The following is a 24,138-nucleotide window of genomic DNA, read 5'->3' on the forward strand; positions in this document are numbered from 1 at the left end:
GCCGGCAATAGGCATCCATCACCGGAATGTAATTCGGCCTGGCTCGCAATGCGTGCTCAAGCAGCGATCGGATCCCGCTCTCCATGGACGGGCGCTCGGCCGGGCCGTACCACTCCATCTGAATCCCGCGCAACTGAAGCGTCGCGAGGGCGAGTTTCAGATCGAGGTTGTCAGGTTCGATGACGATCGCATCTTCCAGCATGGTCTGGGCGATGGCAAAACGCTCGCGTGTCGTCCGATTAATTCGATGCAAGAGCCTGCTCGATGACAATTTTGGCTGCGCTGGCCGGTGAAGCGCTGTGGCTCGTCCCGTCGTGCTCTCCACGTTCCACCTGCGCGTTGAGCCGAAGCGCAAGCGTGTAGCCAGTACCCGCCGCAAGCCGTGTTTGCAGAAGCTGTGTGTCAGGTTCGGCGACACCGGTCGAAGCGGTCGCAACCGCTTGAACCTCGTCGGTACGGGCCTCGATCAGGCGTGCGTGCAGGTCCCAGCTGTGGTCGCCGCCATGCAGTTCGCCCTGCACCACGAAGTCAGAGCTGGTCCAATGCGCCGATGCCGAGAGGCTGCCTGCCATGCTCGGCCGTCGGCAACATCGAACCAAAGGGTGTGGCGCCGCTTCATGCACCGCAGTCGGCACAGCGTCTTATGCCGCCGATCGAGACGCGCGCGCAATCACCGTCGCATGAGCCTGTTGGCGGTCTTTCGGTGCAGTGCAACGCCGTTCGCGTTGGATCACTCGCCATCAGCCATTCCCGAAGTTGGGCGATTGCAATTTCCATAGGACAGATGCGCGGGCGTGGCATGAAGCCGCGGTCTCGCGGCGCGTTTGGCGTCCGAGCTCTGCTGATCGCGAAAGTAAAATTTTGTCGGCCAGCCCGGGCATGAGGATGATCTGCTTGGACAGGCTAATGAAATGAGCTTTTCGGCGCGAGCTATTGACAGGCCAATCGTGCATGAAGCGCCCTGGGAATGACGGGCCGATCGCGTATTCCGACAGTGATGTCGCTCGAGTGCTTTGCCCGTCGGGTCAACTCCTCCAGGCTCCGCTGAGCGCTTGAGCAATGCTGAAGATGTGCCACGTCTCGGTCGAGACGCGACACTTTCGACCGCCGATTGTGCACTAGTGGACTGTTGGCGGACCTCCGCCATCCTAAAGGCGCAGACGGGGCGGTCGTGGAGTAGGCAAACATTGGCAGTGAACTGGACGGCTTTGAAGGGCGGCATCGAGGCGCATCTCGACCGCGTCAAGGCAGAGCTCGGAACGCTAGAGAGCGGCGACGTCAGGCGCGGTACCCGCCATCGCAACGGCCCCTGGCAGGACACGACGGTCGCCGTCATCCATGAGGCGCGCAACCTCATGGCGACCCTGGAAGCCTTGCTGCAAATCGTCTCATATCTGGAAATTACCCAGATGCGGGTGTGAGCGCATGAGCCGGATGGAATGGATCGGCGGCTTGTCGGTCTTGGCGTTCCGGATCACATGTTAGACATTGGGGCGGAGCACATCTCGGAAGTGCTTCTTGACCCATGTGTCGCAGCAGCATGCCTTTCGCCTCAGGGCTGCCGCGTCCTTCACGACGATTGCGCCTCGGCCGGTGTCGACGATGTCTTGCCGCCTGAAATCGTGCAGGACCCGAGTGGCGTAGCTCCGGCCGACACCCAGGAACGAGGCGAGTTGCTCATGCGTGAGCGGGACCACCCGATCGTCGGAAGCCTCCATCCTGCCGACGGTTTGGCAGCGCGCCGCTCGATCGAATGGACGGCATTGCACGCCATTTCCTGCAGAAGCTGCGCGACGAAGCAGTCCGCATAGCGGTCGAACAACGCCCTCAGCGATGCTGAACGCGCCTTCGCCGCCTCGAGGGCATTGACCGGAAGGCGGGCGAACGTGCCTCCGGACCGAACCTCCAGACGCACATAGGCCGGCAGACGACTTCGGTTGATGACACCGCCACCGCGCCTTCGCGCCCGATCAGAACGGTCTGCACCTCTCGACCTTCCTCGAACGACACGCAAAGGAGGCTGAACTGGCCATACAGGGAAAGTACACGGTGCTGACAGTGTCGCCGGAATTGTAGAGGATCTGGTTGGCGGCCAGTTCGGTATCGACGAGGTGAGGAGCAATGAGCTGAAAATCGTCCCGGCTGATCCGCTCAAGAAGGTTATTGGCCGGCCGCTTTCTCGCGGCCGACTTCCAATCGCCAAGGCATGAATCTCGTTAGTCTCCTGTAGCGGATGGAATGCGCATCCTACGAAAGTTCCGGCGAGCTGATTGTTCGAAAGTGAACAGAAGTGCGGGCGGCCCACTGGGAAAACGAGAAATATGGTGCTGCCGCGGGCTTTCTGTTCAGGTTGTTCATCTTCGCGAAGGGGGCGGGCAGATCCGATCGTGTCGCCGTTCACGGCTGGCAAGCAGCCTATCCGAGGCGGGGCCATATCACAGGTTAACCGCCGAAGGTTTGCTAACCATATCAGGCTCATCGGGCGCAAACACGGAATCCGGCCATTGCATGCGGCGAGGGATGATCCGTAATTATGCGGGGCAAATTGTCTGAATCTTATTAAGCAGACCTTCGTGCTGCGGTGCCTACGCTTGCGATCATGCCCGGCCAACTAACAGCATGCTCTCGGCGAGCCGCTCCGCATGCGACTGCAATGGTGCGGTCGTCCTGGCTGAGCTGGACTTTCGTCTTTGCGCTCTGTCTCTCCACGGCTCTAATGGGAACCGAGGCTTGGCAGATGTGGCATGTGCGCGAAGCGAGCCTGCACGGTGCCAGGATCGTCACGGCGAGCCTTGCTGAATCGCTGTCCCATCAGATCGACACGACCCTCAAGACCGCCGACAGCGTGGTGTCCAGCCTGGTGCAGCGGGTCGAGGCGGAGGGGGCCACCCCGGAAAGCCTCGCGCGCCTCCATGGGTTGATGACGTCGCTTGCCGCAGCATTGCCTGCCATTCACGAAATGGGTCTGATCGACAGGAACGGCAATGCGGTCGTAAAATCGCTGGTGCCGCATCCCACGGGCATCAATTACAGCGAGCGCGACTACTTCCGCGTGTTGAGCACGCACGACAGGCAAGACGTATTCGTCGGCGTGCCGGTGAAGAGCAAGGTTGACGGTTCGACCAACGTGACGGTCTCGCGCCGCGTGAACGCTCCGGACGGCGGTTTCGCCGGGGTCGTCGTGGCAAGCGTCTCGATGGACTCTTTCCGCAAGCTATTCGAGTCCGTCCAGGACAAGTCGGGTGCCTCGATCAACCTGGTCATGGACAGTGGGATGTTGCTGGCCAGCAGTCCAAGTTCTTTCGGCAGCAGCGAACTGGACGCGCTCATGGCGTTGCCAGCCGGCACGACGGAATATGTATCGCCCGCGGACGGCATCCGTCGCGTCGGATCGTACAGTCATCTGTCGCACTATCCCATGGTCGCGGCGGTCGCGCAGGACAGCGACGTCATTCTCGACGAATGGCGGGCGCAGCTGCGCGCCGACGGCGTGATGATGCTATGCCTCCTGATCCTGATCGGGGTGCTCAGTTACAAGGTCGAGCGGGCCAATCGGGCGGCGCAGCTGAATGCGCTGCGTGACGGGCTCACCGGGATCGCCAATCGCCGCTGCTTCGACGAGACGATCGAGCGCGAATTCAAGCGCGCCGTCCGCAACGCTCGGCCGCTTTCGCTGATCATGGTAGATATCGATTTCTTCAAGAGCTTCAACGATGGCTATGGTCATCCGGCGGGCGATGCGTGTCTGCGCGCGATCAGTGAAACGGTCCAGGGCGTCCTGCGGCGGCCGGGCGACCTGGCCGCGCGATATGGCGGGGAGGAAATCGCGATCGTGCTGCCGGAAACGGATATTGCCGGTGCCGTGCAAATCGTGAACGACGTGCTGACCGCCGTGCGGTCCTGCGCCATCCCGCACGAAGCCAGCAGCTTCGGCATCGTCACAATCAGCGCAGGCATCGCGGCGTTGTATCCGGGCCAACAGCATTCAGAATGGACCTGGCTCGTGGAGATGGCCGATACTGCGCTCTATGCAGCCAAAGCGCTGGGACGCAACATCTTCACGGTGCATCCGACGGCCGAGGCTGTGCCGGCGTCCACGACGAAGCAGCGGGAAGCGGCGTGACCCGCCGCTGCGAAATCAATTGAGGCGCTTCGCCGGAGGCGTCAATCGATCGAGCTGATCCCGCCGCGGCGTCGGATCATCAGGCATTTCCGGCCGCATCGGATCGCCTGTGAGAATCGATCCGCGGTGCCGTCGCGATCTCTCCGCCCTTCAATCCGCGCAACAGGATCTCGACGCCAAAGGCGAAGCTGTCGTCGAGGTCGGCGTTGTCGATGAAGGAGCCTTGCATCTCGTGGATGACGAAGCCGCGGACGAAGGCGCGGATCAGGCGAAGCGCATCCTGGCCGGATGACGCCGTCAGGCCGATATCGGCGAGCAGGGTTGCGAGCCAGTCGGCGAGGTCGGCGGCCGCCCGCCGCCACTCGGGCGAGTCGGTCATCGCGCTGCGGAAGGTCGCCGCCGAAATGCCGGGACGCAGATGGGCGAAGTCACGCATGCCGTGGATCACGGCGCGGACTGCGGCCTCTCCAGTCTTGCCGGCCACGGCCTCCTGCAGATAGGCCTTGAGCGCGCGCAAGCCCTTGACGGCGAGGAAGCGGCGGATTTCCGGGATGCCGCATGGCTCCTCGCCCAGCAGATCCTTCAGCTCCGCCGCGAGGTCCGCCGCGATCATGCGGTCCCAGTGGCCGGGATCCTCCTGGAGCAAGTCGTGCACGTCGAGCGCGAAATGTTCGTGGAGGGCCATAGGCGAAGTTCCTCAATTTGCCGCAGCTTCGCTCAATCTTGTTAGCGCAACCTCAACGGGATCGTTGATCCGTAGTTCTACTGCGGCGGGGAGCCGCTGCTGATCGGCCGTCGCCGATCACCGGCGCCAGCGGATCTGATCTGCGGGGGGCATGGCCGGCCGATCACGCGGGAAGCAAAGTCGCCGATATGCAAGTGGAGCTACAACTCAGCCATACGCATCGCTGTTGATGCCGTATTCCTCGTAGATCGCCAGCGGATCACGTTCGGGACACAGCCGGCATTTGGCCTGGGCGAGATGCAGGCTGACGGCGTCCGGGGCGCAGCCGGAGGCGAGGAGCTTGCGAAGGTCATCCATATGGGCGCGCGGCTGGTGCTTGTCGGGCAACTGTTCCAGCGCGACCAACGCGGTCGCGAGCGCCTCGGTGACGACCCAGGCGTCATGGCCCGTGATTCCCGGTCTCGGCATCGGCGCACCTCACAACCGCTTCGGAAAGTGCCTCCAGCGCGGCGAGTGTAACTCAATCCGTGCCGGCCGGCCATCGTGCGCTGCCGAGCCGTTGCACGAATTGTACGCAGCTCGCGATGCGCCGCGTCAGAAAGTCGCCGGCTTGGGAAAAGCCGCTTCAGGAGGCGGCGTCGCGGCTCGCGATCCGATGCAACTGCTCGAACAGATCGGACGAATCGCTCTGGCACAGACAGACGCCTTGGGCGCTCGGCGCGTCGCCGGCGTTGAGGTAGGCATGGCCCATGGTGCTGTCGAGATAGATGCCGTCGCCCTCCCTGAGGATCGCGGGCGCGTAGAACTCGGTGTGAACAGCGATGGTGCCCCGGGTCACCAAGAAATATTCCTCGCCGGCGTGGCGCAGCAGCGGGCCGAATTCCTCCAGGGTGCGGGCGCGCACCTCCGTGATCATCGGCACCATCCGCTTCCCGATCAGGTCGGTGCATTGATAGGTGTAAGTGTAGAACTTCGTGTTGACGATCTGGCCCTGGCCGGCGCGGCTGATGCTGCGCCGTGCAGTGACCGGGGGCGCCGCACCCGGCCGGGCAGGGGCGGTCGGGCTGAACAGCTCGGCGATGTCCATCTTCAGACCTGAGGTGAGCTGCAGCAGCTTGTCGTAAGTCAGCGACATCAGGCCGTTTTCGACTTTCGAGAGGGTCGACAGCGCCATGCCGGTCTTTTCCGCAACCTGCTTCAGGGTCAGGCCACGGGCCTGCCGCGCCGCCTTCAGGCATTGGCCGAGCTGGGAGTGGGGGCCCTCAGTCCAAGCGGACTCGTTGATGCCGGTCTCTGCCACGTCGATCTCCGGAAAATCGGTTTAGCGGATCGGGTTACCTGATCCGGCCTTATCTTTGCGCGAAAGTGCAAATATTTCAATTAACTCGCGGGTGATCCGAGGATTATGCGGGAATCGCAGGCGATTGATGCATTTTCATGGCATCGGTGTCTTTTCCTTTGTGCTAAATAGTTTTCGGGGATGGAAAGAGCCGCCATGGCATCCGTTTGCGACAAGACTGCCGTCGAGCTGGTCGGGCTGCTGAAGCGCCGGGCGTTGTCGCCGGTCGAGCTGCTGGATGCCTGCCTTGCGCGGATCGCAGCGGTCAATCCGGCCGTCAACGCCGTCGTCACCTTGGACGAGCCGGGCGCCCGGGCCGCCGCCAAGGCAGCCGAAGCCGAGATCATGCGCGGTGAGGAGCGCGGCCCGCTGCATGGCCTGCCGGTCCTGATCAAGGACACCCAGGACACCAAGGGCATGCGCTCCACCTATGGCAGCCCGATCCTGGCGGACAGTATCCCGGTCGCGGACCAAGCGTCGGTGGCGCGGCTGCGTGCGGCAGGAGGCATCATCTTCGGCAAGACCAACACGCCGGAATGGGCAGCGGGCGCCAACACCCGCAATCCCGTGTTCGGCGCCACCGGCAATCCGTTCGATCCGATGCGCTCGGCCGCCGGCTCCTCCGGCGGCTCGGCGGTGGCGCTGGCCTGCGGGATGGCGCCGCTTGCCTCCGGCTCCGACACCGGTGGCTCACTGCGCAATCCGGCAGCCTATTCGGGGATTGTCGGCATGCGGCCGTCGTCCGGTTTGGTTGCCAGCGACAAGCGCGCCCATGGCTGGTCGAACCTGTCGACCGACGGGCCGATGGCGCGCAATGTCGCCGACCTCGCGTTGATGCTGTCGGTGATGGCGAGCGACGATGGGCGCGATCCCCTGGCCTACACGCTGCCGGGCGAGACGGTTCGCGGCGCGCCCGCGCGCTGGTGGCCGTCGGCGCCGGTCGATCTGAAAAAGCTGCGCGTCGCCTTCACCGCGGATTTCGGCTTCGCGCCGACGGAAGCCGCTGTTCGCCGCGTGTTCGCGCAACGTGTAGCGAAGATCGCGCCTTTGGTCGCCGACTGCCGCGAGGGCACGCCGGATTGCTCCGAGGCCGACGAGACCTTTGCCGTGCTGCGCGCGGCACTCTTCCTGAGCAATCACGGCAAGAATTTTCGCGAGCGGCCCGAGATGCTGGGGCCGAACGTGCGCGCCAATGTCGAGGAGGGGCTGGCCTACCGTCTCGACGATTATTCGCGCGCGGCTGCCGCGCAGACCCGGATCTATCGCTCTTACCAGAGCTTCTTCGAAAGCTGCGACGTGCTGATCAGCCCGGCGATCACGCTGAGCCCGCGGCCGTGGGCCGAACTCTATCCGACCGAGATCGACGGCGTGCCGACCAAATCCTATTTCCACTGGCTGGCGCTCGCTTATGCGGTGACCTTGGCAGGCCATCCGGCGCTGAGCCTACCGTTCGGGCTGGATGAGCAGGGCCTGCCGTTCGGCCTGCAGATCATCGGCCCCCGCGGCGGCGATGCCATCGTGCTCAGCGTCGCGGCCGCGCTGGAAGCCGCGTTTGCCGGCGATGCTGAGCTGCGTCGCCCGCTGCCTGATCTCGCACGCCTTGCCGCGGCGCCGCCGTTGTCGTCAGCACCGGGTTTTCGCGCCTGGGACTGACGCGGCGGTTCGCACGGTCTCCAGTCATTCGGACGTCATTTGGAGTTCAAGAACATGGCAAGCGCAATCGTTCTCGGCGGTGGCATGGTGGGCGTGTCAACGGCTCTGCATCTGCAGAGCCGCGGCTGGTCGGTGGTGCTGGTCGACCGCAAGGATCCGGGACGCGAGACCAGCTACGGCAATGCCGGCATCATCCAGAGCGAGGCGGTGCGCCCCTATGCGATGCCGCATGACATCAGCGGTCTCTTTGACATCGCCGCCGGCCGTACCAACGACGTGCATTACGATCTGGCGTCGTTGCCGCATCATCTGCGTCCGCTGATGCAATATTGGTGGAACTCGTTTCCGGAGCGGCACGAGAAGATCTCGCAGACCTATTCACGGCTGATCGGGCGCGCCACGCCCGAGCACCAGCCGCTGATCGAAGCCGCCGGCGCCGGCAATCTGGTGCGCCGCGACGGCTTCCGCGTCATCCATCGCACCCAGGCGCAGTTCGACGAGGAGGTGAAGGAGGCCGAGGCGATCCACGATGCGTTCGGCGTCAAGTTCAAGGTGCTGAGCGCGAGCGAGCTTGCGACGGCAGAGCCCGGCCTGCTCAGTCCGGGCCTCGGTGGCCTGCAATGGCTGGAGCCGTGGACGGTGTCGGACCCAGGTGCGCTGGCGCAGTCCTATGCCGATTTGTTCGTCCGGCGCGGCGGCAAGTTCATGCATGGCGATGCGACGAGCCTGACGCAGGAAGGTAGCGGCTGGTCGGTGATGACCGAAGAAGGCCGGGTCGATGCGGAGGCGGTTGTGGTCGCACTCGGCCCGTGGTCGCCGGAGTTTCTGGAGCCGTTCGGCTACGACATCCCGATGGTGCGCAAGCGCGGCTACCACATGCATTACAGCGGCGGCGCGCCGCTCGATCTGCCGCTGCGCGATGCCGCGTTCGGCTATCTGATGAATCCGATGGCCAAGGGCGTGCGCATCACGACGGGCGCCGAGCTCTCCGGTCCGGATGCCAAGCCGACCCCGGTGCAGCTTGCCAAGGCGGAGGCCGCCGCGCGCACGCTGATCGATCTCGGCAAGCCGGTCGAGCCCGAGCCTTGGGTCGGAACAAGGCCGTGCATGCCGGACATGCTGCCGGTGATCGGGCCGGCGGCGCGCCACAATGGCCTGTGGTTCAACTTCGGGCACGGCCATCAGGGCTTCACGCTCGGACCCGCGACCGGGCGGATCCTCGCCGAGCTGATGAGCGGCGAGCCGGCCAATGTCGACGTGCAGGCCTGCGCGCCTTCGCGCTTTGGTGCGTGATCGTCGCGATCAAACAGCTTGTCTGTTCCGACTGCGTTGGACCCCCCGTGGCTGCACGGCAGAGTTCCGCCTCTCCTCCTCGTCTGGCGGACGCGAAAGGTATCGCGCTACGAGGCCTGGCGAAGCATTCTTCAACTATTTCACGTGTAGAACGGCAGTGCTTCGAGAATTAGCCAATCATAATGATTGCGCCGAGCCGCCGCGTGTTCCCGACATCGTCCCATGACACAAATGGGCGGGTCGTGCCCTTCGGTCGCGCTTGGACGCGCAGGGGGACCGATGAGACTCTTGGCCTTCATCTATCGCGTCGTGTCGAACTTCGCGCTGCTCGCGGTCACCTATCTGAGCCTGAACTACATCGAGAACTACCAGAACCGCGCCGTCCTCGCGATGACGATCCTGGTCTATGCCGGCATGCGCAGCGCCACGGTGCTGCGCTCGTTCCAGTTCTTTGCCCGCATCGAGCGGCTGGAGATCGAAGTCCGCCGCATCCTTCACGCTTTGGGCCAAGTGGCCGCGGGAACCACGTCGAAGCAGGTCGTCAACGAAGTCAGCGTCGTCCGCCAGGACAGCGAGAAGAAAGCCTATATCGACCTGTTCTTCCTTGCCGCCATCGTCATTCTCTGCGCCGCCAAGATCGTGACCGCCTGATCCGATCGGGCGCGTATCAGGTCACCGCGAGAGTTCCGCGGCGGGCTTCTTCAGGCTGGCCAACCGGGGGGCGCGTCGCGTAGCCACAGGCTTTGCGCCACGCTTGGACGATTGCGCCGCAACCGGCTCGTGCTTGGCAAGCCGCGTCGGCATCGGGTCCGGGATTTCGAACAGATCAGCTGCTGGGACCGGCAGGCCGGACGTGGTCTGCTGGAATGCGAACCTCGCCACCAGCGGCCATGCGGTCTCGCGCGCGACCTGCGGCGTCGTGGTCGGCCCGCTGGACAGCAGGGTGTAATCGGCTGACGTCGCGTTCCGGTGCGTGGTCGCGCTGCCGAAGTCGAACGTCGGGATATCAGGCCATTTTGCGACCGGAACGTCGTCGGAGCGACGGTGCACCAGCCAGTCCTGTGGCTCAGTCGGCGTCGCCGGGCGATCGGCGCTGGCGGGCACCACCTGCACGATCTGATAGCCGCGCGCCTTCAGCTCATGCAGGATCTTCGGCAGCGCCTGCACCGTGCGCTCGTGAATGTCGTGTAGCAGCAGGATGCCCCTGTGCCGGGCTTCGATCCGCTTGATGGCGAGCTCATAGACCTTGGCGGCGGAGATGTTGCGCCAGTCGTCGGCGAGAAAGTCGGCGCTCCACATCTGCACGCCGAGCGATCCGACATAGCCCTCGACCGCCTCCGCCCGGAGCAGCCCGGGCACGCGGAAGAACGGCGCGAGCTGCGACGGATCCTTCAGCGCCGCCGTGACCGAGGCGATGCCCTGGTCGACCTCGGGCCGCGCCTGCTCCAAGGTCATCCTGTTGAAGGTCAGTGGATGGGTCTGGCTATGCGTGCCGATGGTGTGGCCGGCCGCGGCGAGCTTGCGCACGCCCTCGGGAGAAGACTGCGCCTGCCGTCCGATCGTGAAGAAGGTCGCCTTGACGCATTGATCGGCGAGGATCTGCAGCACCTGGTTGCTGTATTTCGGCACCGGGCCGTCATCGAAGGTGAGCACCACCTCGTGATCGTGCAGCGGCAGCGTCTCCTTGTATTGCATCGCGCCGATCCGCGGATGCTCGCGGGGATCGACAACCAGGACGCGCGAGGTGCCGATCGCGTCCGGATGGCCCGGACAGTCGGCGGCGCTGGCGCCTGTCGCAGTCAGGCCGGCACATGCGCCAAGCAGCAGCGCAATCCGGCTCAACTTCTCCACGCTCCAGCAACGATCACCGCGCATTACGTCGTCCGCTTGTCCTAAAGTAGTATCGCCATAGCAAGAACGGGCTCCGGCCGCGACCGGCGATCGGCGGCAAGGCCGGTTTCCGGATAGCTGTTGCGCAATTGCAAGATACCGCTCTCCGGGCAGACGACGTTAGAAGGCCCGTCATGAACGGCGCATTAATCCTTCTGTTCCGGGCTATGCGACGCGGTAGCCGCGCTCTGTGCCGGCTGCGTGTCCGACGCCGGAACGATGTGCACGATGTGGTAGCCGTTGTCCTTCAGATAGCGCAGGAAGTCCGGCAGCATCGCCACCGTCCGCCGCTGTGGATCGTGCAGCAGCAGGATGCCCTTATGGATCTGCTCGAGGCGGCTGATCAGGATCTTCAGCTCCTGCTCCGGAGTCAACGGGTTCCAATCGCCGGCCCAGAAGTCGGCCCCGAACACGGCAATGCCGCGGGACTGCAGCAGGTCGAGCTCGGCCGGGGTCGACTCGAAATAGGGGAAGCGGAAGAACGGCGTCGAGGGCGTCGTGGTCGAGACCCCGTGCAGCGCCAATTCCACGCCGGCGATGCCGCGGTCGATCTCCTCCACCGCCGCCTCGGGTGAGATGCGGGCCAGATGGGCGTGACTATAGCTGTGATAGCCGATGGTGTGGCCCTCGGCGGCGATGCGCTTGACCAGCGCCGAGCGTCCGGATGCCGGCTTGCCGACCAGGAAGAACGTGGCGTGGACGCATTCCGCTGCCAGCGTGTCGAGCACCGTGTTGGTCATCGGCGGTGATGGGCCGTCGTCGAAGGTCAGCACGATCTCGTGATCCCGCAGCGGCAACGTATCCGGAAAGCTCTTCAGGCCGACGCGCGGATAAATCTTGGGATCCACGGCAAGTACACGCTCGGTGCCGAGCGTCCCCTCACGCGGACATTGCGCAGGGGCGGCAGTCGCGCCATGCGAGAATGCCAGCGCGAGCAGAGCGCTCGCCGCGTTTACCCATCGTCTGATCTGCTGGTCCTTGGGCATCTTTGTCGTTGCGTCCGGTGTTGCCGATTAGGTAATGCGGGTCATGCGGGTTTAGGTCCTGCGAAAGCAGGAATCGAACCAAATCTGGCCCATCCAAGTCAATCCGTTAGAACTCGTGAGGCACGTCATGGATGAGCAATTGGACGTGGCCCATGGCGATGGCGCAGTCGTACTCGATCGTTCGTCGATGCGCACGGATGATGGTCGGATCCGGGGCGAATTCATCGAGACGATCACCGCCGCCATCGCCGCCGAGGACGAGACGTTCCTGCGCGCCGAGGTGGCCGAGCTGCACGAGGCCGACCTCGGCGACCTGATCGCGGCGCTCGCGCCCGAGGACCGGGTTCGCCTGGTCGAGCTGACCGGAACCGACTTCGACTTCTCCGCACTCAACGAGGTCGACGACGCGGTCCGCGAGGAGATCCTGGAGGAGCTCGAGCCCGAGACCGTCGCCGAAGGTGTCCGCGAGCTCGAATCCGACGACGCCGTCGAGCTGCTGGAAGGCCTGGACCAGGAGGATCAGGAGGAGATCCTCGAGCATCTGCCGCCGTCCGAGCGCGACGTGCTCACGCGCAGCCTGGATTATCCGGAAGGGTCGGCCGGGCGGCGCATGCAGAGCGAGTTCATCGCGGTGCCGCCGGATTGGACCGTTGGCCAGACCATCGACTACATGCGCGAGACCGCGGACCTGCCGGAGCGCTTCTACGAGATCTATGCCGTCGACGGCACCCGGCACTGGCAGGGCGCGATCTCGCTCGATGCGCTGCTGCGCGCGCGCCGCCCGGTGCCGCTCGGCGACCTGATCGACGAGGACCGGCGCCGCGTCTCGGTCACCGACGATCTCGCCGAGGTCGCGCGGATGTTCGGCAAGTACAATCTGGTCGCCGCCCCCGTGCTCGATGCCGACAATCGCCTGGCCGGCGTCATCACCATCGATGACGTGGTCGACGTGATCGAGGAAGAGGCCGACGAGGACTTCAAGGCGCTCGGCGGTGTCTCCGGCGACGAAGAGCTGTCCGACAGCGTCTGGACCATCGCCAAGGGCCGCTTCAACTGGCTTCTCATCAACCTCGCCACCGCGTTCCTGGCGTCCTCGGTGCTCGGCCTGTTCGAGGGCCAGCTCGAGCAGATGGTGGCGCTCGCAGTGCTGGCGCCGATCGTGGCGAGCCAGGGCGGCAATGCCGCGACCCAGACCATGACAGTCGCGGTGCGCGCGCTGGCGACCCGTGAGCTCGGGTCCAGCAACGCCTTTCGTGTGGTGATGCGCGAACTCCTGGTGGGCCTCCTCAACGGCCTGGCGTTTGCGCTGGTCACCGGCGTCGCCGCGATGGCCTGGTTCAAGACGCCGGGGCTGGGTATCGTGATCGGCCTCGCCATGATTACCAACCTTGTCGCCGGCGCGCTGGGCGGCATCCTGATTCCGATGGTGCTCGACCGGGTGAGGGCCGACCCCGCGGTGGCTTCCGGCACTTTCGTCACGACGGTGACCGATGTGGTCGGCTTCTTCTCCTTCCTCGGCATCGCGACGCTGTGGTTCGGTTTGAAATAGATTGAAATAACCGCATCGTTTGAAAGACTTGTATCGTTAATCGGGCCTTAACGCGGCTGCGCGACACTGCTCATCAGAATGGAGCGGGAATCATGCAGCGGTTGCGGCTGAAGGCGGATGGACGGATCGTGGAGCTGCGCGACGGGCAGGAGTGTCCGCTGGTGCCGACCGCTTCGGTCGCACCCGCGCCGACCGGTCCTGTCGAAGTCCGCGATCTCAGGCGTCGCGCCGATCTGACCCAGCAGGAATTCGCCGCCAAGCTCGGCGTTCCCGTCGAGACCATCCGGAACTGGGAGCAGGGCAAGCGGATGCCGCGCGGCCCGGCGAGGGCACTCCTGACCGTCATCGCGCATGCCCCCGATGCGGCGTTCGCCGCCTTAGCCAAAGCTTAAGCGCGAATTCTCTTAGTCATTGGCAGCACGCCGGCCTGCGGACATAATGGCTCCAATCGGGGCAGCCGATGTCGTTCTCCTGCCTGGCAGGCAAGCCGCTCCGCTCGGAGTGCGCGGCCATGCAGACGATCGAGGCCAATGGCGCCGTCATCCCATCAATCGGATTGGGGACGTGGGAGCTGCGCGGCCGCACCTGCGCCCGCATCGTCGAGCAAGCCATCAAGCTCGGTTATCGTCACATCGACACCGCCCAGGTCTATGAGAACGAGCGTGAGGTCGGCGAGGGCTTACGGGCCTCCGGCGTCCGGCGCGACGAGATGTTCCTGACCACCAAAGTGTGGACCACGCATTTCGCGCCGCATGACCTCGAGCGCTCGGTCAAGGAAAGCCTGGTTCGCTTGCGCCTGTCTGAGGTTGATCTGCTGTTGCTGCACTGGCCGAACCCGCAGGTGCCGCTGGCGGAGACACTCGGCGCGCTCGCCCACGCCAGGCAGCTCGGGCTGGCGCGCCATGTCGGCGTGTCGAACTTCACCGTCGCCTTGATCGAGGAGGCGGTCGCGGCAAGCCCTGCGCCGCTGGCTTGCAACCAGGTCGAATACCATCCCTATCTCGACCAGACCAAGGTGCGCGAGGCCTGCGCGCGTCATGGCCTTGCCATGGTTGCCTACAGCCCGGTCGCCAAGGGCAGGATCAAGTCCGACGCGACGCTTGCGCGAATCGGCCGGGCGCATGGCAAGACGCCGGCGCAGGTCTGCCTGCGCTGGCTGGTGCAGCAGGGCGTCGCGGCGATACCGCGCACCTCGCGGATCGAGCGGCTGTCGGAGAACATCGACCTGTTCGATTTCGCGCTGTCTGTAGAGGAGATGCACGAGGTCTTCCAGATGGGCGGTGCCGATGGGCGGATGACCGATTTCGCCTTCGCTCCGAAATGGGATTGAGGCCACGTTCCGCCGCTCGCTATGTTATGGCAGAGAATGGGCGTGCGGGGAGCCCGGGCCTCGCGCGCGAAGGAAGCCTGCCAGCGACCGGCCATGCGACAGTACCGCATGGACCCGGGCTGCGCGCGGGCATGATGAAACAGCATGGAACGATGGCAGTTCATACGATGGGGGATCGCGGCGTCAGCGCTCGTCCATGTCCTGGTCGCTGCCGCGATCTTCCTGTCGACGAACGTGCGCACTTACGAGCAGGCCGGGCCGGACACGATCGCCGTCGATGTGGTTTCTGAGGAGCCGGAGAAGACGCCCGAGCCGACACCGACGCCAACACCCACGCCGTCTCCGACCCCGTCGCTTGACCTGACATTGCCTGATACGGCCGCTTCGCCGTCGCCGCAGTCCGCTCCGTCGCAGCAGGCGGCGGCGCAGTCCCAGCCATCACTGCAGCCGCAACCTCAGCCGTCGCCGCGCGAGACCCCGAAGCCGCAGGCCAAGGCGCCGCCGCCTCAAGTGCAGCCGCAACCGGAACCGCAGCCTGAGCCGATGCCATCGGCTGCACCGGAGCCGCAGCCGCGTGCACAGGGCTACATTCCGGCGCAGCCCGATCTCACCGTCAGATACGGCGTGATGCTCGGCCTGCCGGAGGCGCTGCCGCCGCTGGCCAAGTCCGCGGACACGCATGATGACAAGGACGCGGGTTCGACGGCGACGAGCAATCTGGCAACCGATCTCGTGACCGCGTTCCGCGGTCATCTGCGGAGCTGTTCGCGGCTGCCGGGATCGATCGCCTCCGCCGACAAGGTCATGGTGAAGCTGCGGGTAGTGATGACGCCGGATGGGCTGCTGGCCGCCAAGCCCGACGTCATCGAAGTGGCCAACCCGCTCAAGGCGCTCGAGCTGAAACAGGCGGCCGTCGCCGCGCTGACCGCCTGCCAGCCCTACACGATGCTGCCGCCCGATCGCTATCGGGAGTGGCGGGTGCTGGAGCTGTCCTTCACGCCGCAGGATTTCTCGAACTAGAGTATGATCCTGACAACAAAGCGCGCAGCTCTTGATCGCAGCGCAAGGAAGTGAGTTCGCAATGACGCTGAAGCTCGTGATCGGCAACAAGAATTACTCGTCCTGGTCGATGCGGCCGTGGTTGGCGATGCGTGGCTGCGACATCGCCTTCGAGGAAATCTTCACCCCGATCTACACCGACGATCCGGCCGACAAGGCCCGGATCGTGAGCTTCTCGCCTGCCGGAAAGGTGCCGATCCTGATCGACGGCGACATCAGCGTGTGGGATTCGCTCGCCATCATCGAATATGGGGCCGAGCGTTTTCCGGCTGCGGGTATCTGGCCCAGGGACGTTGCGGCGCGGGCGCGTGCGCGCGCGATCTCGGCCGAGATGCATTCCGGCTTCGTGCCGTTGCGCAGCGCCTGTGGCATGAACCTGCACCGTCCGGTGCGGGCGATTGCGCTGTCCGACGACGTCAAGGCCAATGTCGCGCGCATCGAGCAGATCTGGGCCGAGTGCCGCGGCCGCTACCAGGCCGAGGGGCCGTTCCTGTTCGGCGCCTTCAGCGCGGCGGACGCCATGTTCGCGCCTGTGGTGCATCGCTTCCACACCTATGCGATCGAGGTGTCGCCGCAGACCAGGGCCTACATGGATACCATGTGGGCCATGCCGGCGTTTGCGGAATGGACGCGGGACGGGCTGGCCGAGACCCTGGTGATCGCGCGGCTCGACAACGAGTAGCGCAGCCGCGCACATTGACGCGATTATGAAGCCGCGACGTCGCCGCGCCGCTTGACGTCCCTGCGGAAAGCCGTCTCTGTTCCCGGACGCGATCAGGACGGAGGAGGAGCCAATGGGAATTCTCGATTCACTGGAAAATTCACCGGCCTTCAAGGGTGTGCTCGGTCAGCTCGAGGCGGCGGTACTGCCCGTCGTGTTGAACGAGGTGCTCGGGCAGGGCGGTCAGGGTGGTCTCAACGCCATCGTCGCCAAGCTGGAGCAGGCCGGGCTCGGCGACCAGGTGAAGTCCTGGATCGGGAGGGGCCACAACCTGCCGATCACGGCTGATCAGTTGCGTGCAGCGCTCGGCAGCGACGTGGTCAAGCAGCTTGCGGCGCGCTTCAACGTGCCGATCGATCAGCTCTCCCAGGTGCTCGCCCACCAGTTGCCGCAGGCGGTCGACCACGCTAGTCCGGCCGGGACGCTGCCACCCGCTGCCTGATTGTCCCTTCCGAACCCTCCTCCTTTCAGGGGAGGGAACATACGGGCGTCGGAGGACCCGTACCCCCGAAACCGGGCCAGCCGAGGCCTTGCCGGAACTACTGGATACCCGGGCATCCTGCTGAAAATCTTGCAAAATCGCGTATGGGCTATCCGCCAATGCGCTGGCTTTGCCGCGCCGACGCATGCTATAGACGCCATAGATAAAAGAGCCGGCGCGGGCGGCGGGACCACGAGCCTTGCGCCGGCGTTCGAGTAGCAGGAGAGGGCGTTGAAGCACAAATTCCCTATCGGGGCGACCGTCACCTTCACCGCGAGCAATGTCTCGCGTCCGGCCGCCACCGGTACCTATGAAATCATCCGTCAGCTTCCGACCGACGGCGACGATTGTCAGTATCGCATCAAGAGCTCGACCGAAGCCTTCGAGCGCGTCGCCAAGGAAAGCCAGCTCGCGCAGCCCTGAGTTCCGTCGTCTCGCGCGACACATCGCGTGCAATTTCGAAAAGGCATTTGCGCCGGACCCACGGCGTGGATTGAATGGACGTGCGGCTGATGGCCCGTTGGCCGCACGGGCTGGTCGGCGATCCCTCGGCGTGAACGGCTCCGGCAAGTTCCGGCTGTTCGATGGGGATAGCGTGTGTGCTGCGGCACTCTGCACGCGCCGGCGGTTCGGAATTGGCCTATATTCGGGCCTCTGAATTCGAGCTTCTGTCCGGCGACTGGAATGTTCTGCCGGACATGACCCGCGGATGCCGCAAGGCACCGTTCGTGATGAGCAAAATGAGTTTTGGTGGCCATTTGGATTTGATCATCGTCCGTTGCGCACCGCTATTCGGAGCCATCGTCAGATTCGATCGCTCGGCTCGCGTGAGGAACCATCGCGCATGAACCTGTCATGAACCTTTCCTGGCCCACGTCACTCGACCAACTCTGGAGCTCGCCGGCTTCGCCGATGTGGCTGACGCTCGCGGCTGCAGGTTTCTTCGGCATCATCGTGCTGATTACGCTGATGCGGGCGGAGCGATCGGTTGCCAATGGTGCGCTCACCGTCATCACCTTGCTGGCCGTCGGGATCGCGGTGGCATCGACCACGCGGGAGTTCGATCCCGCCAACCGCAACGGCGGCGGCAATGCGCTGGCGGCTGCACCGCCGTCGCCGGCTTCGCCGTCGCTCGCCTGCCTCGATGACCTTGCCGGCGATCTCGTGCTGCAAAACTGCGAGAAGACCCTGTACGGCTCGGCCGAATCGACGGCCGCCGCCGTGAGCTACGCGGCCGCCATGATCACCCGGCTGACCGCCGCAGGCGATGTCTCCGCCGCCAACAAGGCCATCACGCCGGATCTCCTGGCGCTGCGCCACGCGGTGGAGCATGACCGCTACGGGCTGATGGCTTATGTGCTGCTGGCGCGCGACCATTGCACCCCGACCGATTGCGTTGCGTTCCGCTCGGTGAGCGATCACCAGCAGCTGGTCAACAACATGGAAGGGCGCACCTATGAGGGGCTGGTGACGCGCTATGCCTCGCAATGGAATGCGCCGCCGCAAGCGCAGTCCACCGTCGGCGTGCTGGCCGGTTTCGCTCCGAACATGCCGACCGGCAAGCCGACCAATGCGGACTTTCCGAGCGCGGCCTCGACCCCGCCCGTCAGCATCATGACGCCGGAGCCCACCGCGTCGGCGTCACGGTCGTTAGCGCCCGCGGCTGCAGCACCTACATCGTCCATGCATCCTCCCGCCGCAATTGCCGCGAGCCATGCCCAGGCACCCGCAAGGAGAGCGGCCGCGCCCAAGCCGAAACCTCCGATGACCGTAACGCCTGGGGCCGCGCCTCAGGCGAACGAGCCGCCTGCCGCCAGCGAGCAATGAGTAACCCCGCGAGACCATGTCCCTTCATCTGATCAAGCTTGCGGTCGGCTGCGAGTCCGTCAAAGAGCTCAAGCAATGGATCGCCGAGCGCATGCTGGCTGCCAAGAAAAAGGGCCTGCCGCAGCGTCATGTCCACGTCACCCGAATGACCCCGAAGCGGGTCGAGGACATCCTCGCCGGCGGCTCGCTTTATTGGGTGATTCGCGGCGAGGTCGCGGCGCGTGAGCAGATCGTCGCGATCGAGCCGTTCCGCGATAGCGACGGCATCGGACGATGTCGTCTGGTGATGCAGCCGAAGGTGATCGCGGTATCGCCGCGGCCGATGCGCCCGTTCCAGGGCTGGCGCTATCTCAAGGCGGATGAGGCGCCGGCCGATCTTGGCAAAACCAGCGCCACGGGCGTTGCGGCGATGCCGGAACCGCTGCGTCGCGAGCTGCGCGACCTCGGTCTGCTGTAGTTCGGGTCTCGGTCGTCGCTTCCGTTTCGGCCCAAAGGCGGGCAAACGTCAGCTTCAGACGGCGATATTGTCGATCAGCCGGGTCTTGCCAAGCGTGGCTGCAACCAGGAGGCGCCGAGCCGCGTTCTTGCCATTGCCTTTCGACGCGGTCACCGGCGCCAGCGTCTCGGCGTCGCGCAGCTCGAGATAATCGAGCGCCAACCCGGCCGCCGTGATCATCCTGGCGCCTCCGGCGATCGCCGCCTCAGGCTTGCCGCCGGCGCGCAACCGCGCCGCCACCTGCTTGAGAGCCTGGTAGAGCACGGGTGCCACGCGGCGCTCCTCGTCCGACAAATAGACGTTGCGCGACGAGCGCGCGAGGCCGTCGCGCTCGCGCACCGTGCGCGCGCCGATCACCCGGACACCGAGATCGAGGTCCCGTGCCATCTGCGCCACGACACGGAGTTGCTGGAAATCCTTCTCGCCGAACACCGCGACGTCAGGCCGGCATTGGGTGAACAGCTTGGCGACCACGGTGGCAACGCCACCGAAGAAGTGCGGACGGAAGCGGTCTTCCAGCCCGACGGTCGCCGCGCCTTCCGGCACGATGCGGGTTGCGAAGCCCGCGGGATACATCGCCTTGGTATCGGGATGCCAGATCAGCTCGACATTCTCGGTCGCGAGCTTGGCCACGTCCTCCTGCCAGGTCCGGGGATAGGCGTCCAAATCCTCAGTCGGCGCGAACTGAGTCGGGTTGACGAAGATCGAGACGACAACCTTGTCGGCGCGCCGCTGCGCCTGGCGAACCAGCGACATGTGCCCGTCATGGAGCGCACCCATCGTCGGGACCAGCGCGACGCTTGCCTTTTTCGCGCGCAGGCCGTCAAGCGCGCGACGAAGCGCGGGCACGTTGCGGACGATCAGTGGAGTTCGTGACATTTTTGCTCTGTCTGCAGGGAGAAAATTCGACTCTGCGCGTTCTATCTTGACGGCTTTGAGCCCGACCTTATCAAGGACGATGACACGCCGCCAAGCGCATCCCGAACTAACTATGCTCCCTCTGCCGGATTCACCATGGTTCGGCAGCGTGTTAGTTCGTGCCTGCGCCAGCGGCCGGCGCGTCATGTCGCGGCTTCATGATGATGCATTTAACTTGACCGCGGGCGGGCGTGACTCGAAGATGTCGCAAGGGGTCAAATAATGCTGGTGCAGACGAGCCAAGGGCAATCGGGCTCAGCCCACGTCGTGGTGCTTGGCAATGAGAAGGGTGGTTCCGGCAAATCGACCACTGCGCTGCATATCGCCGTCGCCCTGATGAAGGCCGGACAGCGCGTCGCCACCATCGATCTCGACTGTCGCCAGCAAAGCTTCACCCGTTACATCAGCAATCGCAGCTCCTGGGCGCGCCGGACCAGCCTCAGGCTCGAGCTGCCGACGCATTACTGCATCAAGCTCGGCCAGACCATGCAGATCGCCGACAATGAGAGCACCGAGTTCCAGCAGTTCATGGAGGCGGTTGCCGCGGTCGAGCATTCCTTCGATTTCATCGTCATCGATACGCCGGGGAACGACAGCTATCTGATGCGGCTCGCGCACTCGATGGCCGACACGCTGGTGACGCCAATCAACGACAGCTTTCTCGATTTCGACGTGCTCGGCACGGTTGATCCCGCGACCTATGCAGTCACCGGCGAGAGTCACTATTCCGAAATGGTTCGCGACGTCAGGCGCAAGCGCCGGCAGGTCGATGGCGCGACCACCGACTGGATCGTGGTCCGCAACCGGCTGTCGATGCTGGGGTCGCGCAACAAGCAGCTGGTCGCCGAGGGGTTGAAGGACCTGTCGCTGCGGCTCGGCTTCCGCGCAATCGACGGCTTTGCCGAACGGGTGGTCTATCGCGAGTTCTTCCCGCGCGGCCTGACCGCGCTCGACGACATCGACGAGGCGACGCTCGGCACGCGGCCCAATCTCGGCCATGTCACGGCGCGGGAGGAGGTCACGAGCCTGCTGCGGCAACTCAAGCTGCCGCTCGATGAGCGGGGTCGCCGCCGTGCCGCCAACCGCGCCGAATGGTTCGCCCAGGTCGACAAGCCGCTCGACCTCCATGACATCATCAGCGCCTAGGCTGAACGCTCGCGAGTGTCAGCGTGCACCGCAATATTTTCACGCCATGGACAGTGCAGATTCGCTGATTTTGCCTCCAATTTGAGTGATAGCTTGCACGTCAAATTGGCAGGAAAGGCTGCAGAAGGTGGCCAATTGCCGGGACCATCAGCCAGTTATGCTGCATAGCAAACAGGTGCGATGCACAACGGATTAGCGGGCAGGACACAACATTTGGCCTTTCTGTCACAGCGCCGTGACATATATTCAACACAACAGGCCACGAGAGTCTTACCGGTTGCAGGCGACTTTGGGTTGTAAACCCCGAGGAACAACATGAAGCGTGGAATCATCGTTCTGGTCTCTGTCCTGATCCTGGGCACGGTGGGCTATCTCACCGCGAGCAAATGGGCGATCAGGCACGAGACATTGCGGTTCCATGACGCGTCCCGCGACAACCGGCTGGTGGAAATCGACGTCGCGATCCGCCGCGACAGGGAGATGCAGGCCGAAGCTGACATGATCAAGCTGCCGGTGGCGATCCTCAATCACGGCAACACCGTGAAGTTCACCGACTACTCCTTCCTCGCTAACATGTTCGCCGCGCGCGGTTACATGGCTGTCAGCATTCAGCATGACCTGCCGACCGATGCGCCGATGGTGACCAAGGTGGGCGAGATCTATGTCGGGCGGCTGGCGCAGATCCAGCGCGGTGTCGCCAACATCAAATTCGCCGTCGAGCAGATGCGCAAGGTCAAGCCGAACGCCGACTACGACCACCTGACCGTGGTTGGCCATTCGATGGGCGGCGACATCACGATGTATTTCGCCAAGCAGTATCCGGACGAGGTTCGCAGGGTCGTAACCCTGGATAATCTGCGGGTGCCGTTCGTCACCGACGGCAAGTTCAAGATCCTGTCGTTCCGTTCGAACGATCCGCACTTCAAGGCCGATCCAGGCGTGGTCCCGAGCGACGACATCTGCGAGAAGGACGGCATCACCGTGGTGCGGACCAATTTCCAGCACAACGACATGCGCGATACTGGCCCGGAGGAGGCAAAATCGTCGATCCAGGCCATGCTCGACAAGTTCCTCACTGAAGCTGACGGCTCGAGCGATGTCGCGCCGGTGAAGTCGGTCTCGCCACTGATCGATCCCGGTCCGGTCCCGATGTTCGTCCCGACCGGAAAGCAGGTTGCTCCGGCCAAGCCGCTGACCCACTGAGGACGATGATCTCCTGCCATATCGGCGCAGTGTCAGGCTGCGGCGGCTGTTGAGCCCGCAGCGTTTGCGCGACGGGGTGGTTGCGGGCTATCGGCGCAGCTCTATAGTCGGTCCATGACCCTGATCGCGGGCCTCGTTGCCGTCGCCACCCTTTATCTGCTGCTGCAAATGCTGCGTAATGCCAACCCGACCGTGCTGGCGCGGATGGGCAGGAAAGCCGGCGGCGTCGGCTGTCTGGCGATTGCGGCCTTTACCGGCATCAGGGGTGAGCTCGCGGTGGCGATCCCGCTCGGCCTGTTCGGCGCCGGATTATTGGGCTGGTCGCCCGGAGGTCTCGAGCGAATCGGCCTCGGCCGCCTGTTCGGCAATGGCGGGAGCAGTTCGGGAGCCGCGCGCTCGCAGCTGATCGAGCTGGAGCCGGACCGTCGCAACGGGCGGCTCTCGGGGCGCTTCATCTCCGGCCCCTATGCCGGACATTCGCTCGACGCGTTCGAGGTGGCGCAGCTCGTGGGGATGATCCCCAATCTTGATAGCGGCAGCGCCGCGTTACTTGAAAGCTATCTGGACGGCCGGCTTCCCGGCTGGCGTCAGCACGCGCAGGGAGACGCGGCAGGGCGGCAGCGCCGCGCGGCGGCGAGCACCAAAATGACGGAACAGGAGGCCTATCAGATCCTTGGCCTGCAGCCGGGCGCGGGGCGCGACGAGATCGGGCGTGCCCACCGTGCGCTCATAAAGAAACTGCATCCCGACCAGGGGGGGACGACGTATCTCGCCGCCCGGGTAAACGAGGCCAAGGATACTCTGCTTCGCACGCATCACGGCTGACTCCGGCAACGCCACTTCACGCCACAAGACCGAAAGCCGCCGTCATCGGTCACTCCGTCGACGCCCGCCGCCCGCCGTTGTCCGGCGTGATCGATCTTCATTGCGAATGAAGTTCTAACGGCAAATTCTTGACGAGAGGTTTGCAGGTCCCCTGGCGCGACCACGACACCGCCAAAGAAAAAGCCCGCGCTGCGAAAGCGCGGGCTCTGTGTCCTAAATGTCGAAGCCCGTCAGGGCTTCGGATCGTATCAGTTGCGCATCGTCATGCAGGAGATGTCGGCGCGCCGCAGCTTCTTGCAGACCGCTTCCGCCTGGTCACGGTCGAGCACCGCGAAGCGGGCGCGCACCAGCGTCTTGTCGCCCTTGGACACCGTTTCGGTGAACGGATCGGCCTTGCTCAGCAGGCCCTGGGCGTGGCTGCGCGCATCTTCGATGCGCTCCTTGGCTTCCGCTTCGCTCTCCAGCGCGCCGACCTGGACGATCCAGCCGGAACGCGTCACGTTTGCGCGGGGCGCGGCGGCGGTGTCCTGCAGCGAGGCCTGCTGCTGCAGTGGCTGTTGCTGCTGCATCGGCATCGGCTGCGGCGCCGGGGCCGCATAGGCCATGGTCTGCGA

General features: G+C 64.6%; 26 protein-coding genes and 2 pseudogenes. 18 read left to right on the top strand and 10 right to left on the bottom strand.

Translation table 11 applies throughout. The annotated features are described in order from the left end of the window. A pseudogene (locus WA702_RS18310) lies at window positions 1-202 on the bottom strand (CadC family transcriptional regulator); the annotation flags it as partial. Window positions 203-239: 37 nt separating this feature from the next. Beyond that, the gene (locus tag WA702_RS18315) at window positions 240-572 is read right to left on the bottom strand and encodes a hypothetical protein (protein ID WP_425111944.1); all 333 of its coding nucleotides are present in this window, start codon (window positions 570-572) and stop codon (window positions 240-242) included. A 615-nt stretch (window positions 573-1,187) separates the two neighbouring features. On the opposite strand from WA702_RS18315, the gene WA702_RS18320 reads away from it, so the two are divergent. Next, complete coding sequence (locus WA702_RS18320; protein ID WP_425111945.1) at window positions 1,188-1,421, top strand: hypothetical protein; 234 nt, start codon at window positions 1,188-1,190, stop codon at window positions 1,419-1,421. A gap of 60 nt (window positions 1,422-1,481) precedes the next feature. Here WA702_RS18320 and WA702_RS18325 read toward each other — a convergent pair. After that, window positions 1,482-2,147 (bottom strand): annotated as a pseudogene (locus WA702_RS18325) (Crp/Fnr family transcriptional regulator). A gap of 506 nt (window positions 2,148-2,653) precedes the next feature. On the opposite strand from WA702_RS18325, the gene WA702_RS18330 reads away from it, so the two are divergent. Further along, the gene (locus tag WA702_RS18330) at window positions 2,654-4,123 is read left to right on the top strand and encodes a sensor domain-containing diguanylate cyclase (protein ID WP_425111946.1); all 1,470 of its coding nucleotides are present in this window, start codon (window positions 2,654-2,656) and stop codon (window positions 4,121-4,123) included. 79 nt (window positions 4,124-4,202) lie between these two features. On the opposite strand, the gene WA702_RS18335 is transcribed toward WA702_RS18330, so the two are convergent. The 3 genes from WA702_RS18335 to WA702_RS18345 form a co-directional block, all read right to left on the bottom strand. Further along, the gene (locus WA702_RS18335) at window positions 4,203-4,808 is read right to left on the bottom strand and encodes a TetR-like C-terminal domain-containing protein (protein ID WP_425111947.1); all 606 of its coding nucleotides are present in this window, start codon (window positions 4,806-4,808) and stop codon (window positions 4,203-4,205) included. Between the two features lie 207 nt (window positions 4,809-5,015). Continuing rightward, window positions 5,016-5,276, bottom strand: coding sequence for a hypothetical protein (locus WA702_RS18340; RefSeq protein WP_425111948.1), 261 nt, complete (start codon window positions 5,274-5,276; stop codon window positions 5,016-5,018). Window positions 5,277-5,433: 157 nt separating this feature from the next. Then, window positions 5,434-6,108: a helix-turn-helix domain-containing protein gene (locus WA702_RS18345; RefSeq protein ID WP_425111949.1), complete on the bottom strand. Its 675-nt coding sequence runs from the start codon at window positions 6,106-6,108 to the stop codon at window positions 5,434-5,436. Window positions 6,109-6,303: 195 nt separating this feature from the next. Here WA702_RS18345 and WA702_RS18350 point away from each other — a divergent pair, with 195 nt between their 5' ends. The 3 genes from WA702_RS18350 (at window position 6,304) to WA702_RS18360 (ending at window position 9,744) form a co-directional block, all read left to right on the top strand. Then, window positions 6,304-7,800: an amidase gene (locus tag WA702_RS18350; protein ID WP_425111950.1), complete on the top strand. Its 1,497-nt coding sequence runs from the start codon at window positions 6,304-6,306 to the stop codon at window positions 7,798-7,800. Between the two features lie 54 nt (window positions 7,801-7,854). After that, on the top strand, window positions 7,855-9,093 hold the full coding sequence (locus WA702_RS18355; RefSeq protein ID WP_425111951.1) for an NAD(P)/FAD-dependent oxidoreductase: 1,239 nt from the start codon (window positions 7,855-7,857) through the stop codon (window positions 9,091-9,093). Window positions 9,094-9,372: 279 nt separating this feature from the next. Then, window positions 9,373-9,744, top strand: coding sequence for a hypothetical protein (locus tag WA702_RS18360; RefSeq protein WP_425111952.1), 372 nt, complete (start codon window positions 9,373-9,375; stop codon window positions 9,742-9,744). Between the two features lie 21 nt (window positions 9,745-9,765). On the opposite strand, the gene WA702_RS18365 is transcribed toward WA702_RS18360, so the two are convergent. Both WA702_RS18365 and WA702_RS18370 read right to left on the bottom strand, forming a co-directional pair. Then, entirely contained in the window at window positions 9,766-10,968 is a 1,203-nt protein-coding gene (locus WA702_RS18365) for a polysaccharide deacetylase family protein (RefSeq protein WP_425111953.1), read from the bottom strand. Between the two features lie 161 nt (window positions 10,969-11,129). Continuing rightward, entirely contained in the window at window positions 11,130-11,969 is an 840-nt protein-coding gene (locus WA702_RS18370; RefSeq protein WP_425111954.1) for a polysaccharide deacetylase family protein, read from the bottom strand. 127 nt (window positions 11,970-12,096) lie between these two features. On the opposite strand from WA702_RS18370, the gene mgtE reads away from it, so the two are divergent. The 10 genes from mgtE to WA702_RS18420 all read left to right on the top strand — a co-directional run bounded on the left by mgtE (window position 12,097) and on the right by WA702_RS18420 (window position 19,393). After that, entirely contained in the window at window positions 12,097-13,518 is a 1,422-nt protein-coding gene (mgtE, locus tag WA702_RS18375; protein WP_425111955.1) for a magnesium transporter, read from the top strand. Between the two features lie 92 nt (window positions 13,519-13,610). Further along, the gene (locus WA702_RS18380) at window positions 13,611-13,910 is read left to right on the top strand and encodes a helix-turn-helix domain-containing protein (RefSeq protein ID WP_425111956.1); all 300 of its coding nucleotides are present in this window, start codon (window positions 13,611-13,613) and stop codon (window positions 13,908-13,910) included. Between the two features lie 119 nt (window positions 13,911-14,029). Beyond that, the gene (locus WA702_RS18385) at window positions 14,030-14,848 is read left to right on the top strand and encodes an aldo/keto reductase (RefSeq protein WP_425111957.1); all 819 of its coding nucleotides are present in this window, start codon (window positions 14,030-14,032) and stop codon (window positions 14,846-14,848) included. 144 nt (window positions 14,849-14,992) lie between these two features. Continuing rightward, on the top strand, window positions 14,993-15,868 hold the full coding sequence (locus tag WA702_RS18390) for a hypothetical protein (RefSeq protein WP_425111958.1): 876 nt from the start codon (window positions 14,993-14,995) through the stop codon (window positions 15,866-15,868). 61 nt (window positions 15,869-15,929) lie between these two features. Further along, complete coding sequence (locus WA702_RS18395) at window positions 15,930-16,589, top strand: glutathione S-transferase family protein (protein WP_425111959.1); 660 nt, start codon at window positions 15,930-15,932, stop codon at window positions 16,587-16,589. Between the two features lie 112 nt (window positions 16,590-16,701). Next, window positions 16,702-17,070, top strand: a complete 369-nt coding sequence (locus WA702_RS18400; RefSeq protein ID WP_425111960.1) for a YidB family protein — start codon at window positions 16,702-16,704, stop codon at window positions 17,068-17,070. Between the two features lie 270 nt (window positions 17,071-17,340). Next, the gene (locus WA702_RS18405) at window positions 17,341-17,532 is read left to right on the top strand and encodes a hypothetical protein (RefSeq protein WP_425111961.1); all 192 of its coding nucleotides are present in this window, start codon (window positions 17,341-17,343) and stop codon (window positions 17,530-17,532) included. 176 nt (window positions 17,533-17,708) lie between these two features. Then, a complete protein-coding gene (locus tag WA702_RS18410; RefSeq protein WP_425111962.1) occupies window positions 17,709-17,957 on the top strand; it encodes a hypothetical protein in 249 nt (82 codons plus the stop codon). Between the two features lie 7 nt (window positions 17,958-17,964). After that, the gene (locus WA702_RS18415) at window positions 17,965-18,936 is read left to right on the top strand and encodes a hypothetical protein (RefSeq protein WP_425111963.1); all 972 of its coding nucleotides are present in this window, start codon (window positions 17,965-17,967) and stop codon (window positions 18,934-18,936) included. A 16-nt stretch (window positions 18,937-18,952) separates the two neighbouring features. Further along, window positions 18,953-19,393: a DUF1489 family protein gene (locus tag WA702_RS18420; protein ID WP_425111964.1), complete on the top strand. Its 441-nt coding sequence runs from the start codon at window positions 18,953-18,955 to the stop codon at window positions 19,391-19,393. Between the two features lie 54 nt (window positions 19,394-19,447). Here the strand turns inward: WA702_RS18420 and panC are convergent, their stop codons facing one another. Continuing rightward, on the bottom strand, window positions 19,448-20,311 hold the full coding sequence (gene panC, locus WA702_RS18425; protein WP_425111965.1) for a pantoate--beta-alanine ligase: 864 nt from the start codon (window positions 20,309-20,311) through the stop codon (window positions 19,448-19,450). A gap of 261 nt (window positions 20,312-20,572) precedes the next feature. Between panC and WA702_RS18430 the strand changes: the two genes are divergently transcribed. The 3 genes from WA702_RS18430 (at window position 20,573) to WA702_RS18440 (ending at window position 23,524) form a co-directional block, all read left to right on the top strand. Further along, entirely contained in the window at window positions 20,573-21,496 is a 924-nt protein-coding gene (locus WA702_RS18430; RefSeq protein WP_425111966.1) for a division plane positioning ATPase MipZ, read from the top strand. A gap of 315 nt (window positions 21,497-21,811) precedes the next feature. Beyond that, window positions 21,812-22,699: an alpha/beta fold hydrolase gene (locus WA702_RS18435; protein ID WP_425111967.1), complete on the top strand. Its 888-nt coding sequence runs from the start codon at window positions 21,812-21,814 to the stop codon at window positions 22,697-22,699. A gap of 114 nt (window positions 22,700-22,813) precedes the next feature. Then, complete coding sequence (locus WA702_RS18440) at window positions 22,814-23,524, top strand: DnaJ domain-containing protein (RefSeq protein ID WP_425111968.1); 711 nt, start codon at window positions 22,814-22,816, stop codon at window positions 23,522-23,524. A 248-nt stretch (window positions 23,525-23,772) separates the two neighbouring features. On the opposite strand, the gene WA702_RS18445 is transcribed toward WA702_RS18440, so the two are convergent. After that, window positions 23,773-24,138, bottom strand: a 366-nt coding sequence (locus tag WA702_RS18445; protein WP_425111969.1) for an SPOR domain-containing protein, incomplete at its 5' end; no start/stop codon positions are given.

It is taken from the genome of Bradyrhizobium sp., from assembly GCF_049798375.1.
Taxonomy (GTDB): domain Bacteria; phylum Pseudomonadota; class Alphaproteobacteria; order Rhizobiales; family Xanthobacteraceae; genus Bradyrhizobium.

What these genes read in the sequence shown, in the direction of transcription:
- WA702_RS18355 (WP_425111951.1), top strand. Translation starts at nt 7,855, where the DNA reads ATGGCAAGCGCAATCGTTCTCGGCGGTGGCATGGTGGGCGTGTCAACG.
- WA702_RS18360 (WP_425111952.1), top strand. Translation starts at nt 9,373, where the DNA reads ATGAGACTCTTGGCCTTCATCTATCGCGTCGTGTCGAACTTCGCGCTG.
- WA702_RS18340 (WP_425111948.1), bottom strand. Translation starts at nt 5,276, where the DNA reads ATGCCGAGACCGGGAATCACGGGCCATGACGCCTGGGTCGTCACCGAG.
- WA702_RS18385 (WP_425111957.1), top strand. Translation starts at nt 14,030, where the DNA reads ATGCAGACGATCGAGGCCAATGGCGCCGTCATCCCATCAATCGGATTG.
- WA702_RS18365 (WP_425111953.1), bottom strand. Translation starts at nt 10,968, where the DNA reads ATGCGCGGTGATCGTTGCTGGAGCGTGGAGAAGTTGAGCCGGATTGCG.
- panC (WP_425111965.1), bottom strand. Translation starts at nt 20,311, where the DNA reads ATGTCACGAACTCCACTGATCGTCCGCAACGTGCCCGCGCTTCGTCGC.
- WA702_RS18380 (WP_425111956.1), top strand. Translation starts at nt 13,611, where the DNA reads ATGCAGCGGTTGCGGCTGAAGGCGGATGGACGGATCGTGGAGCTGCGC.
- WA702_RS18400 (WP_425111960.1), top strand. Translation starts at nt 16,702, where the DNA reads ATGGGAATTCTCGATTCACTGGAAAATTCACCGGCCTTCAAGGGTGTG.
- WA702_RS18395 (WP_425111959.1), top strand. Translation starts at nt 15,930, where the DNA reads ATGACGCTGAAGCTCGTGATCGGCAACAAGAATTACTCGTCCTGGTCG.
- WA702_RS18420 (WP_425111964.1), top strand. Translation starts at nt 18,953, where the DNA reads ATGTCCCTTCATCTGATCAAGCTTGCGGTCGGCTGCGAGTCCGTCAAA.
- WA702_RS18435 (WP_425111967.1), top strand. Translation starts at nt 21,812, where the DNA reads ATGAAGCGTGGAATCATCGTTCTGGTCTCTGTCCTGATCCTGGGCACG.
- WA702_RS18370 (WP_425111954.1), bottom strand. Translation starts at nt 11,969, where the DNA reads ATGCCCAAGGACCAGCAGATCAGACGATGGGTAAACGCGGCGAGCGCT.
- WA702_RS18350 (WP_425111950.1), top strand. Translation starts at nt 6,304, where the DNA reads ATGGCATCCGTTTGCGACAAGACTGCCGTCGAGCTGGTCGGGCTGCTG.
- WA702_RS18330 (WP_425111946.1), top strand. Translation starts at nt 2,654, where the DNA reads ATGGTGCGGTCGTCCTGGCTGAGCTGGACTTTCGTCTTTGCGCTCTGT.
- WA702_RS18390 (WP_425111958.1), top strand. Translation starts at nt 14,993, where the DNA reads ATGGAACGATGGCAGTTCATACGATGGGGGATCGCGGCGTCAGCGCTC.
- WA702_RS18315 (WP_425111944.1), bottom strand. Translation starts at nt 572, where the DNA reads ATGGCAGGCAGCCTCTCGGCATCGGCGCATTGGACCAGCTCTGACTTC.
- mgtE (WP_425111955.1), top strand. Translation starts at nt 12,097, where the DNA reads ATGGATGAGCAATTGGACGTGGCCCATGGCGATGGCGCAGTCGTACTC.
- WA702_RS18335 (WP_425111947.1), bottom strand. Translation starts at nt 4,808, where the DNA reads ATGGCCCTCCACGAACATTTCGCGCTCGACGTGCACGACTTGCTCCAG.
- WA702_RS18440 (WP_425111968.1), top strand. Translation starts at nt 22,814, where the DNA reads ATGACCCTGATCGCGGGCCTCGTTGCCGTCGCCACCCTTTATCTGCTG.
- WA702_RS18430 (WP_425111966.1), top strand. Translation starts at nt 20,573, where the DNA reads ATGCTGGTGCAGACGAGCCAAGGGCAATCGGGCTCAGCCCACGTCGTG.
- WA702_RS18415 (WP_425111963.1), top strand. Translation starts at nt 17,965, where the DNA reads ATGAACCTTTCCTGGCCCACGTCACTCGACCAACTCTGGAGCTCGCCG.